This is a genomic window from Flavobacterium sp. 123, from assembly GCF_003634825.1.
Taxonomy (GTDB): domain Bacteria; phylum Bacteroidota; class Bacteroidia; order Flavobacteriales; family Flavobacteriaceae; genus Flavobacterium.
The window spans coordinates 1,382,736-1,396,670 of the sequence record NZ_RBXD01000001.1; the positions used below are offsets into that span (position 1 = coordinate 1,382,736).

Consider the following 13,935-nt stretch of genomic DNA (forward strand, 5'->3'; position numbering starts at 1 on the left):
ATTTCTAAAAAATTCAATTCGTATTACAATTGATAAATTACCGATTCGTAAGGTCTTAATTCACCGTTTTTTGAAGCTTTAGTATAGTTGTTAATTAATACTTTAGATTTTTTGATGTTTATGCCTGTTTTTGCAGTTGCATTTTTAGAAGAAAAATTAAGTAAAACTAATACTTTTTTTCCTTCTAATTCTCTAGTGTAAGCATATACATTTGGATTTTCTTTATCTAAAAGCGTGTATTTTCCATATATTAATACTGGATTTGTCTTACGAAGCTTGGTCATTTTTCGGAAGTAATTCAATACTGAATTTGGATCTTTTTCCTGTGCTTCAGCATTTATGGCTGTGTGGTTGTCGTTTACTTTTAACCAAGGTTCAGTAGTGCTAAAACCACCGTTTTTAGAACTGTTCCATTGAAAAGGAGTTCTTCCGTTATCACGTGCTCCTCCAGTTTTTTGATCTTCAATAAATTGTTTTAAATCACCACCAGCAATTTTTATTTTTTCGTATTCGGCAATAGTTTCAATATCGCGGTAGTCTTCAATTTTGTTAAATTTAGCATTTACCATCCCAATTTCATCTCCATTATAATAATAAGGAGTTCCTTTCATAGAAAGCAAGAATGTTGTCAACATTTTAGAAGAAACTGCTCTAAATTCAGGAGCATCATTCCCCCAGCGAGAAGTCATTCTTGGTTGATCGTGATTCCCTAAATAGATTGTTCCCCAACCTTTTTTGTTGTATACTGCATCCCAATCAGAATAGATTTTTTTGAAATCAACTAAGCTCCAATTTGGACTCATTTTCTTGAAATAACCAGGAATGTATCCTAAGTTGGTTCCTTCAAAATGATACCCCATATTTAGTTCTTTACGATCTTCATCTACAAAGTTTAAAGCTGTTGAGGTCAACATTCCAGCTCCTTCGGCTAAGGACATTACATCATATTTGCTCAATACTTCACGGTTCATTTCTTGAAGGTAATCGTGCAAATGTGGACCACTAGCCATATATACATCCCAGCGTCCGTGGTAGTTTTTATCCAATTCTTCTTGAGTAATTACGGGGAAATTAGTGTCTTTAGAGATAAATGGAATTACATCCATTCTAAACCCGTCAATTCCTTTTTTGAACCACCAATTCATCATACTGTAAATTTCCTGACGTAATTTTGGATTCTCCCAATTCAAATCAGGTTGCTTATAGCTGAAATAATGTAAATAATAAGAATCAGTTTGTTTGTCATATCTCCAACCGCTTCCGTCAGCTTCAAAAGCACCTGGTCTGAATGCTGGTTTTCCTTTTTCTGCTGGCCACCAATGGTAATAGTCTCTATATGGATTATCCCGTGATTTACGACTTTCTTGAAACCATTTATGCTCATCACTACTGTGATTAACCACTAAATCCATCACTAATTTTAAACCTCTTTCGTGCATTCCTTTTAGTAATGCATCAAAATCTTCCATGGTTCCAAACTCTTTCATGATGGTTTGATAATCCGAGATATCATATCCATTATCTGCATTTGGAGAACCATAAATTGGATTTAACCATACTACATCCACGCCTAAACTTTTGATGTAATCTAGTTTTTGAATGATTCCTTTTAAATCTCCAACACCATCTCCGTCAGTATCTTTGAAACTTCTAGGATAGATTTGGTAAACTACTGCTTCTTTCCACCATTTACGGTCTGTTGTTCCTTTTTTTTCTTGAGCTGCCGATTGATTTACGGATACTATGACAAGACACAAAAGTAAAATTGTAGTTAACTTGGAAAATACTACTTTCATTATTTTTTAATTTTATGGGTTAAATATTTAAGTGCAATCAAAATTGATTTGTCAAATAATTTTTAGGATTGTTTTTTCTAAAAATTCTCAGATAGTAAAATTAGAGGGTTTAGCTCTTAAAGATTTTCATTGTAAAAAAAAAGTAGACTAATATTTTTTTAAATAATTAAAAATCAATTAATTATATTTAATTTGTGTTTAAAAAATGTAGTAGATTTATAACCCAAAAATTAATTTAAAATAGTTATCAGCAAGAAAAATGAAGTAAAAAAAGCTTGGTTTTTTATTTTTAGCTTTTAATATAAGCTTCAGTAATAAAACAGTTTTTTAAGATAGATAAAAATTAATTTTTTTTCATTCATTGTGTTATACAGACACATTATTTTATATATTTGAAATCGTTTTCGTTAAATTGAAGAAAATCAGATGTTTTCAAATGAAAGTATTAAACGTTTTTCAAACGGATTCAATTAAGTTAAGCTATTTCTAATACCAATTAATAAAACCAAAATATGAAAAAAACAGTAGTATTAAATGCGTTAATTTTAATGCTTGGTGCGCAGACTTACGCACAAAAAAAGTGGGTAGAAACTCCAAAAGGATCTTATAATCTTGTTCAAAACAATGGTGGACAAACCTTAGGATATTCACCAAAATCAGGAGTGAAAATCATTCAAGTTGATGGTTTAGCCTTTAAAGATTTAAATAAGAATGGAGCATTAGACACCTATGAAGACTGGAGAAAACCAGTGGCAGAACGTGCTAAAGATTTAGCTGCAAAAATGACCGTAGAACAAATTGCTGGATTGATGTTGTATAGCCGTCACCAAGCTGTACCAGCTTCTGAGGCTGGAATGTTTGCTGGAACGTATAATGGAAAACCTTTTTCTCAAAGCGGAGTTAAAGCATCGGATTTGTCTGATCAACAAATTGCTTTTTTGACCAATGATAATTTACGTCACGTGTTAATGACTTCTGTTCAAAGCCCAGTTATTGCGGCAGAATGGAATAATAATATACAAGCATTAGTTGAAGGTATTGGAGTTGGAATTCCTGCAAATAACAGTTCTGATCCACGAAATGGTGCTAATAAAGATTCTGAATATAATGCAGGATCAGGTGGTTCTATATCGCAATGGCCAGAGGAATTAGGATTAGCGGCTACTTTTGACCCAACTATTACGGAACAATTTGGATCAATCGCTGGTAAGGAATACCGTGCTTTGGGAATCGCGACGGCATTATCGCCACAAATTGATTTGGCTACAGAGCCAAGATGGAATCGTTTTGTAGGTACTTTTGGAGAAGATCCAAAACTAGCAACTGATATGGCAAGAGCTTATGTAGACGGATTTCAGACTTCTCCAAAAGCTATTGATGTTTATGATGGATGGGGGAACTTGAGCGTTAATGCAATGGTAAAACACTGGCCAAGTGGAGGTCCTGAAGAAGGAGGTCGTGATGCGCATTTTGCTTACGGAAAATTTGCTGTTTATCCAGGAAATAATTTTGAAACTCATTTAAAAACATTTACAGAAGGTGCTTTTAAATTGAATGGTAAAACTAAAAAAGCATCAGCTGTGATGCCTTATTATACGATTTCTTATAATCAAGATACTAAAAACGGAGAAAATGTTGGGAATGGATTTAGTAAATACATTGTTACTGATTTATTGAGAAATAAATATGGTTATGATGGAGTAGTTTGTACGGATTGGTTGATTACAGCTAATGAAGGACCAACTCCAGATGTGTTTTCTGGTAAATCTTGGGGAGTTGAAAAGTTGACTGTTGCTGAAAGACATTACAAAGTTTTGATGGCGGGAGTAGATCAATTTGGAGGTAATAATGATATTAATCCTGTCCTTGAAGCTTACCAAATGGGAGTAAAAGAACATGGGGATATTTTTATGCGCAAGCGTTTTGAGCAATCAGCTGTTCGTTTACTTTTGAATATTTTTAGAGTTGGATTATTTGAAAATTCATATTTAGATTCTGCTGAAACAAAAGCAATTGTAGGTAAACCTGAGTTCATGAAAGCGGGTTATGAAGCACAATTAAAATCGGTTGTGTTGATTAAAAATCAAAATAAAACATTGCCAATACAAAAAGGAAAGACCGTTTATATACCAAAAAGAGTTACTCCTGCAGGAATCAACTTTTTTGGGCAACCTTCTCCTGAAAAAATTGAGTATCCAGTTAATTTAGAATTAATTAAAAAACATTATACGGTAACGGATGACCCTAATAAAGCTGATTTTGCAATTGTATTTATTAAAAGCCCAATAAGTGGAGGATATAGTAGAGCAGACAGAGAAGCTGGAGGAAATGGATATGTGCCAATTAGTTTGCAATTAAAAGAGTATACAGCAGTTGATGCACGAGCGCAAAGTATAGCAGCTGGAGATCCTGTGGTAGACCCAACAATTACAAACAGATCGTATTTGAATAAAACATCTAAATCAAATTCATACCCAGATTTAAATACGATTCTTGAAACTAAAAAAGCAATGAATGGTAAACCGGTTATTGTGTCAGTGAATATTTCAAATCCAATGGTTTTTGGAGAGTTCGAAAAAGATGTTGATGCAATAGTAGGTGAATTTGGAGTTCAAGTAGAAGCAATGATGGATATTATATCTGGTAAAACAGAACCTTCAGGATTGTTGCCTTTACAAATGCCTTTAAATATGTCTACTGTTGAAAAACAAATGGAAGACGTTCCTCATGATATGATTCCATATAAAGATGCTAATGGAAATGTATATGATTTTGGTTTTGGATTAAACTGGAAAGGTGTAATTAAAGATGCTAGAACTGAAAAATATAGTGTTAAAAAACAGTAAGAATAATAAATTATTAAAAAAGACCATCAGCAATGATGGTCTTTTTTTTTGGTTTAAAACGATTTGTTTGCTAGAATTGCTACTAATCAATAAAATTATCTTTCTGAAATCACCGTTGTTATCTGTGATTTCAGAAAGATATTAAAGAAACTATTCTGGTTTTACATATAATTGCCTAATAATTTCTGATATAAGACCTGTCCAACCCGTTTGGTGATTGGCACCTAAACCTTTTCCAGTATCACCATCAAAGTATTCAAAAAACAAGTGGTTTTTGTTGAAAATTGGATCTTTTTGAAATTTTTCATATTCACCATACATCGGAATTTTTTTGTTAGCATCAGGAATGAAAAGTGACAATAATCGTTTAGAAACGCCCTCGGCAGCTTGTTTTATACTCATCATTTCCCCTGAATTAGTTGGGAATTCAACTTCGTATTCATTGCCATAATAACTAGAGAATTTCTCCAAAGAATCTAAAATCAAATAGTTCATTGGAAACCAAATAGGACCTCTCCAGTTCGAATTTCCACCAAACATATCACCTGTTGCTTCGGCTGGGGTATAATCAACCTGAACAGTTCCGCCTTCGTAATTAAATTTATAAGGATGGTCTTTATGGTATTTAGATAGAGAACGAATTCCAAAATCAGATAAAAATTCTGTTTCATCAAACATGCGTTTCATGATCATTTTCATTCGGTGTCCTCTAAGAATTGCAAGTAAACGACTTTCGCCTTTACCAGGATTATCCCAACTAGAGATTAAGCTAGCAAGGTCTGGACGATTATTTAAAACCCATTCTACACGACGCTTGAAATCGGGTAATTTCTCTAATAATTCAGGAGTTAAAATTTCAACCGCAAATAAAGGGATTAAACCTACCATAGAACGAACTTTTAGAAGTTCAGCATCACCATTTTCTTTATGAAGCATATCATAATAAAACTGATCATCTTCGTCCCAAAGATTTAGTTTGTCACCACCAATTGCCTGCATGGCTCCAGCAATGTGCAAGAAGTGTTCAAAGAACTTAGAAGCCATATCCTGATAAACAGGATTTTCAAGAGCAATTTCGCAAGCAATACGCAACATGTTTAAGCTATACATAGCCATCCATCCTGTTCCATCAGCTTGTTCTAAATGTCCTCCAGTAGGCAAAGATGCAGAGCGATCAAATACACCAATGTTGTCCATTCCAAGGAACCCACCTCCAAAAATATTATTTCCGCCTTCGTCTTTTAGATTTACCCACCAAGTAAAATTCAATAGCAGTTTATGGAAGATACGTTCTAGGAAAACAACATCTCCTTTTCCGCCATTCATTTCTTTATCAATTTCGTATACTTTCCAAGTTGCCCATGCGTGAACTGGCGGATTTACATCCGAAAATGACCATTCATAAGCAGGGATTTGACCATTTGGATGCATGTAGTATTCCCTTAGAATTACTGACAATTGTCTTTTTGCAAAATCAGGGTCTAAACGAGCTAGTGGTAAGGTATGAAAAGCTAAATCCCATGCTGCAAACCAGGGGTATTCCCATTTGTCAGGCATGGATAGAATATTAGCAGTATATAAGTGTTTCCAGGTACTATTTCTTCCGTTTTTTCTGTTTTCATCAGGTTTTGGCATGGATGGATCTCCTTTTATCCATTCAAATACATTGTAATAATACCATTGTTTTGTCCAAAGCATACCAGCATATGCTTGACGTTGAACAGATTTTAATTTTTCGTCTTCAATGCCTTTTTGAAGGGTCTCATAAAATTCATCTGCTTCAATGCCGCGTTTTTTGAAAATTTCGTCAAAATCAACAAAGGCATCGGTAGGCGTTGTATTGGTAAAACGTAGGCGAAACACCTTTTTTCCATTTGCAGGAATTACTGCGCTGTATTTTACCGATGCTTTTGTGCCAATGTGGTTTGGATTTACAGCATCTTTACGTTTGTTTACGATGTAATCGTTAATACCATCTTTTGTATATTGTGTAAGATTTGGAGAATCATATAATCGCTCAAAATTGGTTTCATTATCGCAGAACAAAAACTCATCTGCATGTTCAGCATATAGTTTATAACGTCCTACCAATCGATGATTTACTTCAATCATGGAGTTTCCAATTCCAGTTAGTATAGGTTTATGTTTGTAATTGTCATATCCCCAACACCAAGTATTTCTAAACCAAATAGTCGGTAAAACAGTTATTGGAGCGGCAAGTTTTGATCTGTTTTCAACAGTAACTTTAATTAAAAGGTCTTGTTCATCAGCTTTGGCATATTCGATAGAAATATCAAAATAAGCATCTTTATCAAAAATTCCAGTATCTAATAATTCATATTCTGGCTCAAGTCTAGAACGTTTTTTACTTTCCTCTACCAGTTTTGCATAAGGAAAAGCACCCTGAGGATACTTGTAAAGCATTTTTTGGTAGGAATGAGTAGGAGTTGAATCTTGGTAAAAATAGATTTCTTTTACATCTTCACCATGATTAGATTCGCTTCCTGTTAAACCAAAAAAACGTTCTTTTAAGATGTGATCTTTGTGGTTCCAAAAAGCAAAACCAAAACAAATATGTTGTTTGTTATCAGAGATACCACCAATTCCTTCTTCACCCCAACGATACGCTTTTGAACGAGCCATATCGTGAGTAATATTATTCCAGGCATCTCCGCTTTGAGAATAATCTTCTCTAACAGTTCCCCATTGTCTTTCTGTTAAATAAGGACCCCATTTTTTCCAACCTTTATTATCCTTCCTTAATTTTAGTCTTGATCTCTCTGCATTGTTTTCTGACATACCCCTATTTTCAATATTAATTCTAAATCGCAATTTATATAAATATGAAACAATATCAGCTAATTATTCTTTAAAAATCCAATGATATAATTGAAAATTATTTATTTTTTCCCTTTTTCATTTTCATTATATGAATTGAGCAATTTCTAAAATATGATTTTTTTTCGACTTTATTTTGAACGTTAAGTTTGGTTTAAAGCAATAAATCGAACAAGATAATAAGTGTTTTTTGTTCAAAATAGATTAGGTTTGAAATGTAAATAATTAATTTAGTGTTTGTTGTTTGAAATGATATGTAATGGCAACATGAAACAGTAAAAAAGGATTTTCATAGTGCTTAATGCAAATTAAGAATCCGTATTTACATCTAGAGAATACACAAATATTGAATGTGAAAAACAGGGTTTTATTTGCTAATTTGACATCAAAAAAATAGAAATATGGGCAATGTATTGTTAGGAATTGACATAGGAGGGACTAATATAAAGATTGGGAGAGTAGAAAACAGCGAAATTGTAGCGCAAACTTTTATAGGAGTCAATGCAAATGAAACGGAACAAGAAATTCTTTCTGCTCTTTTTGAAGCAATTGACAAAGTCATAACCTCAAATGTTAAAGCTATAGGAATTGGCGTTCCTGCAGTAGTAAATCCAATATCAGGGATTGTTTATGATGTGCAAAATCTACCAGCTTGGAAAGAAGTTGCCTTGAAAGAAATAGTAGAAAAGCGCTATAAGATTCCAGTTTATATAAACAATGACGCCAATTGTTTTGCCTTGGGAGAAAAAATATTCGGGAAAGGTAAAGACTTTAAAAATTTTATAGGGCTTTCCATAGGGACTGGTATTGGTATGGGAATCATAATAAATAACAGTCTTTATAACGGTGTTCTTTGCGGTGCTGGCGAAGTAGGAATGATTCCTTACAAAGAGGGAATTATGGAAGATTATTCGAGCGGTTTTTTCTTTACGAATACCTATAAATTAAGCGCAATGGAATTGAGTTTAAAAGCTGCTGAAGGCGATAAGAAAGCTTTAGAATGTTTTGCTGAATTTGGTTCGCATTTAGGGGAATGTATCAAGGCAATTTTATACATGTTTGCACCCGAAGCTATTATTTTAGGAGGCTCAATAAGTAAGTCGTATCCCTTTTTTAAAGAGGCATTAGAAACCTCCTTGCGGTCATTTGCCTACCAAAAGCAAATCCAAAATTTAAAAATTGAAACGTCAAATCGAGATAATATTGCAATACTTGGAGCGGCTTCACTCTGCCTTCAAGATACGCTGTCTTCTTTATAATTTATGTTTAGAAAGTTGAATTTTATAAGTGATTCTCCTTGCTTAAATGCTCCAGCATATCTTTAGTCATTGATTCTAAATCAAATTTATGTTTCCAGTTCCAGTCTTTTCTGGCTTCGGAATCATCAATGCTAGAAGGCCAGCTATCGGCTATTTTTTGACGAAAATCAGGATTGTAAGTAATAGTAAAATCAGGAATGTGTTTCTTGATTTCGGCAGCAATTTCCGTTGGTGTAAAACTCATTGCGGCAAGATTATAGGAAGAATGAATTTTTATTTGTTCGGTTGGAGCCTGCATAATATGAATTGTTGCCGCTATAGCATCTTCCATATACATCATTGGCATTTTGGTTTCTGAAGATAAAAAGCATTCATACGTTTTGTCCGTAAGTGCTTTGTGAAAAATATCTACAGCATAATCCGTAGTTCCGCCACCGGGTGGAGTTGACCAGCTTATTAAACCTGGATACCGAATGCTTCGTACATCTACTCCAAAAACATTGTGGTAGTATTCGCACCATCTTTCGCCGGCTTGTTTGCTGATTCCATAAACCGTTGATGGTTCCATTATGGTGTATTGTGGCGTATTTTCTTTTGGAGTTGTAGGGCCAAAAACGGCAATACTAGAAGGCCAGAATATTTTTTTTATTTTTTTGGCTTTAGCCAAATTCAAAACGTGAAACAACGAATTCATATTTAAATCCCAAGCAAAAGCAGGATTTTTTTCGGCTGTCGCAGATAGTAAAGCAGCCATTAAATAGACTTCGTCAATCTGGTGTATTTCGACCAAATGTTCAATTTGATTAAAGTCTAAAGCATTTACCACTTCAAAAGGGCCAGAGTTTACCACATCATTATTTAACTTTCGAATATCCGAAGCAATTACATTTTCTGTTCCGTATAGTTTTCGAAGTTGGTGTGTGAGTTCTGTTCCAATTTGCCCGCAAGCGCCTATAATCAATACTTTAGTACTCATGTCGTCTGTTTTATAGAACAAAGATAACGTTTTCGTTAAATATCACAATTTAAGAAAAAAAGTTATAAATATCACAAAACAGCAATTGAAATGATGAAAAAAGTCTTAATTTATATTTTTTAAAACATAAAAACAGCCACCAAAATAGTAGATTGTTAATCTGTAGTCGTAATTCGTTATTGTAAATTTACTTTGTAACTTTGTACTTTAATGAAAATTCAAATGGCAAATAAAATAACGGTCTTCTTTTTTATGATATTCATTTTGTTTTCGTGTCAAAACGATAACCAAAAGCGTATTGCTGAAAACAAAAAAGAGATCAAGAAAAGAGAACTCATTTTTTCGAATATTGATAAAGGGTGGGTTTTTTATGATGCTCCTATCAATACAACTTCCGAAGCCAGTGTGTCGAGTTGGAATGAACTGCGTTTGTTTTTAGCTGAATTATCTCAAAAACCCAAAAAAACTATTGGGGCTTTTCAAAAAAAATCAACTGAAATCTCTAAAAAAGCAATGGTTTTAAGAGAAAGTGTTCCTTATCAGTTCAGTAAACCTCAAATTAAAAGCCGAATTTCAACTCTAATTACTAAAGTTCGATTGTTGGATTTATTCATTCATTTAGATAATATTCCAGATAAAAAAGTAGTGTTGCTAATTTCACAAATCAATATAGAATTGGTCTCTTTGCAACGACAAATGGATAAGATTGTGGAAAAAAGCAAAATCCCTGTTGAAATGGGTGAGTCTGAAATGTTGAAAATGCTGGATACAACGAGAGCCATTCCAAGTACGCCAATCCCGAACAAATCTTTTGACCCAAACACCCCTCGCGTTGAGTAAAATAGCCTTATACAACACCTACGATAATTCGCCAAAAACAGCGCAAATCGTAGCCCGTTTGCAAGAAAACAATTCAGTAAAAATGCATCTTGATGGATTGTTAGCTTCGTCGCTTTCGTTTGTAATTCGGTCTGTATTTAAGAAAGCAGAGCTTCCATTTTTGATTGTTTTAAACAACAAGGAAGAAGCTGCCTATTACTTGAATGATTTGGAACAAATGATTGGTGATCAAGATGTTTTGTTTTATCCAGGCTCTTTCCGTCGTCCTTATCAAATAGAAGAAACTGATAATGCGAATGTTTTGCTTCGTGCAGAAGTTTTAAACCGAATTAATTCGCGCAAAAAGCCAGCGGTTATTGTTACCTATCCAGAAGCATTATTTGAAAAAGTGGTAACCCGAAAGGAATTGGATAAAAACACGCTGAAGGTTGCTGTGGAGGACAAAATTTCTATTGATTTTATCAATGAAGTATTATTCGAATATGAATTCAAAAGAGTTGATTTCATTACAGAACCTGGAGAATTTTCGGTTCGTGGAGGAATCGTAGATGTATTTTCGTTTTCGAATGACAATCCATACCGAATCGAGTTTTTTGGTAACGAAGTCGAAAGCATTCGAAGCTTTGATGTAGCGACTCAATTGTCTTTGGAAAAACAAAAGAAAATAACAATAATCCCAAATGTAGAGAACAAAGTTTTTCAAGAAAATCGAGAAAGTTTCTTGGATTATATTTCGGAGAAAACGGTAATTTTTATTCAAAATACAGAAGATTTTTTATCACAATTAGACAAACAATTTGGCAAAGCCGAAGAAGCTTTCGAGAAATTATCGAAAGAAATAAAACGTTCTACGCCAGAACAATTGTTCTTGAATCAAACAGAATTTATAAAGCGCGCGCTGGATTTTTCGATTGTAGAATTGGGTTCAAAAGCCGTTTTTAGAACGACCAAAAAGTTTGAATACCACATTCAGCCGCAACCTTCGTTCAACAAACAATTTGATTTGTTATTGAATAATCTGAATGAAAATCATTTTAACGGATACAAGAATTATTTGTTTTGTTCCAATGAAGCACAAGCCAAACGATTTCACGATATATTCGAAACCTTGGACGAAGCAAATTCTGAAAATATTCGCAAGCAATATCATACCGTTGTTTTGCCTTTGTACCAAGGATTTATTGATGAGGAAAACCAAATAACCTGTTACACTGACCATCAAATTTTTGAACGCTACCATAAATTCAGCATTAAAAACGGCTATTCGAAAAAGCAGAATATTACATTAAAAGAACTGACAACATTATCTGTTGGGGATTATGTGACGCATATCGATCACGGAATTGGGAAGTTTGGAGGTTTACAAAAAATACAAGTTGAAGGCAAAACGCAGGAAGCCATAAAGCTTGTTTATGCCGATAATGATATTGTGTATGTGAGTATTCATTCGCTGCATAAAATTTCAAAATACAACGGAAAAGACGGAACACCACCTAAAATTTATAAATTAGGTTCAAATGCCTGGAAGATTCTTAAACAAAAAACCAAGGCACGCGTCAAACATATTGCATTCAATTTGATTCAATTGTATGCTAAAAGAAGGCTCGAAAAAGGATTCCAGTTTGCGCCTGACAGTTATTTGCAAAACGAACTAGAGAGTTCTTTTATTTATGAAGATACGCCAGACCAAACTAAGTCAACAGCAGAAGTAAAAGCCGATATGGAAAGTGATCGCCCAATGGATCGTTTGGTTTGTGGTGATGTAGGTTTTGGGAAAACGGAGGTGGCTATTCGAGCTGCTTTCAAAGCGGTTGATAATAGCAAACAAGTTGCGGTTTTGGTGCCAACTACAATTTTGGCGTACCAACATTACCGTACTTTTTCGGAACGATTGAAAGATATGCCAGTTTCTGTTGGCTATTTGAACCGATTCAGAACAGCCAAACAAAAAGCGGAAACGTTGAAATTATTAGCCGAGGGAAAACTCGATATCGTCATTGGAACGCATCAATTGGTCAACAAAAATGTGGTTTTCAAAGACCTTGGATTGTTGATTGTAGACGAGGAACAAAAATTTGGTGTCAACGTAAAAGACAAACTCAAAACCATCGCTGCCAATGTTGATACATTGACATTAACGGCAACGCCAATTCCGAGAACTTTGCAGTTTTCGTTAATGGCAGCGCGAGATTTATCCGTAATTACAACGCCTCCGCCTAATAGATACCCTATTGAAACAAATGTAGTAGGGTTTAGTGAAGAGTTGATTCGGGATTCAATTTCGTATGAAATTCAGCGTAACGGGCAGGTTTTCTTTATCAATAACCGAATAGAAAATATCAAAGAAATAGCAGGAATGATTCAGCGTTTGGTTCCAAATGCCAGAGTAGGAATAGGGCACGGGCAAATGGAAGGCGCCAAACTTGAAGAATTGATGTTGGCATTTATGAACGGAGAGTTTGATGTTTTGGTTGCTACAACTATTATTGAAAGCGGATTAGATGTTCCAAATGCGAATACTATTTTTATCAATAATGCGAATAATTTTGGCTTGTCTGATTTGCATCAAATGCGTGGACGAGTAGGGCGTAGTAACAAAAAAGCGTTTTGTTATTTTATTTGTCCACCGTATTCAGCAATGACGGATGACGCCAGAAAACGAATACAAGCTTTGGAACAATTTTCAGAACTTGGAAGCGGATTTAATATTGCAATGAAAGATTTAGAGATTCGTGGAGCTGGAGATTTATTGGGTGGAGAACAAAGTGGTTTTATCAATGAAATCGGATTTGACACCTATCAAAAAATCATGAATGAAGCCATTGAAGAGCTTAAAGAAAATGAATTTAAGGAATTATATCCTGAGGAAAATAATTTGGAAACCAAAGAATATGTGAAAGATTTACAAATCGACACAGATTTTGAATTGTTATTTTCTGACGAATATATCAACAATGTTTCGGAGCGATTAAGTTTGTACAATGAATTAGGCGCTTTGAAAAACGAAGAAGAATTGATCCTTTTCCAAAATAAATTAATTGACCGTTTTGGGCCTTTGCCACCAAGAGCCAATGCTTTGATGAACAGTATTCGAATCAAATGGATTGCTACCCGAATAGGAATCGAGAAACTAGTGATGAAACAAGGCAAGATGATTGGATATTTTGTGTCAGATCAACAATCGGATTATTACCAATCCAATCGTTTTCATCAAGTGTTGCTGTTTGTACAAAAACACAGTTCTATTTGTAAAATGAAAGAAAAACAAACGCCGGCAGGTTTACGACTTTTGCTAACTTTTGACAATGTAAAAAATACCAGAACCGCTTTGGAACTGATGGAATTGTTGGGAGGAGTTGAAAAATAATTTTACTATTTAG

At 34.2% G+C, this 13,935-nt stretch carries 7 protein-coding genes; 4 read left to right on the forward strand and 3 right to left on the reverse strand.

Features of this window, described 5'->3' with window-relative positions; translation table 11 throughout:
* Positions 1-23: 23 nt before the first annotated feature.
* Positions 24-1,796: an alpha-glucosidase gene (locus C8C88_RS06205; RefSeq protein ID WP_121337279.1), complete on the reverse strand. Its 1,773-nt coding sequence runs from the start codon at positions 1,794-1,796 to the stop codon at positions 24-26.
* Positions 1,797-2,308: 512 nt separating this feature from the next.
* Here C8C88_RS06205 and C8C88_RS06210 point away from each other — a divergent pair.
* Entirely contained in the window at positions 2,309-4,642 is a 2,334-nt protein-coding gene (locus C8C88_RS06210) for a glycoside hydrolase family 3 protein (RefSeq protein WP_121337280.1), read from the forward strand.
* 150 nt (positions 4,643-4,792) lie between these two features.
* Here C8C88_RS06210 and C8C88_RS06215 read toward each other — a convergent pair whose 3' ends face one another.
* The gene (locus C8C88_RS06215) at positions 4,793-7,441 is read right to left on the reverse strand and encodes a glucosidase (RefSeq protein ID WP_121337281.1); all 2,649 of its coding nucleotides are present in this window, start codon (positions 7,439-7,441) and stop codon (positions 4,793-4,795) included.
* A gap of 440 nt (positions 7,442-7,881) precedes the next feature.
* Between C8C88_RS06215 and C8C88_RS06220 the strand changes: the two genes are divergently transcribed.
* Positions 7,882-8,739, forward strand: a complete 858-nt coding sequence (locus C8C88_RS06220) for an ROK family protein (RefSeq protein WP_121337282.1) — start codon at positions 7,882-7,884, stop codon at positions 8,737-8,739.
* A 22-nt stretch (positions 8,740-8,761) separates the two neighbouring features.
* Here the strand turns inward: C8C88_RS06220 and C8C88_RS06225 are convergent, their stop codons facing one another.
* The gene (locus tag C8C88_RS06225; RefSeq protein ID WP_121337283.1) at positions 8,762-9,715 is read right to left on the reverse strand and encodes an L-threonine 3-dehydrogenase; all 954 of its coding nucleotides are present in this window, start codon (positions 9,713-9,715) and stop codon (positions 8,762-8,764) included.
* A 222-nt stretch (positions 9,716-9,937) separates the two neighbouring features.
* Here C8C88_RS06225 and C8C88_RS06230 point away from each other — a divergent pair, with 222 nt between their 5' ends.
* Both C8C88_RS06230 and mfd read left to right on the forward strand, forming a co-directional pair.
* Complete coding sequence (locus tag C8C88_RS06230; RefSeq protein ID WP_121338588.1) at positions 9,938-10,555, forward strand: hypothetical protein; 618 nt, start codon at positions 9,938-9,940, stop codon at positions 10,553-10,555.
* Positions 10,548-13,922 (forward strand): transcription-repair coupling factor, encoded by a 3,375-nt coding sequence (gene mfd / locus C8C88_RS06235; protein WP_121337284.1) that lies wholly within the window; start codon positions 10,548-10,550, stop codon positions 13,920-13,922. The genes C8C88_RS06230 and mfd overlap by 8 nt, the downstream gene beginning before the upstream one ends.
* The last annotated feature ends 13 nt before the right edge of the window (positions 13,923-13,935 follow it).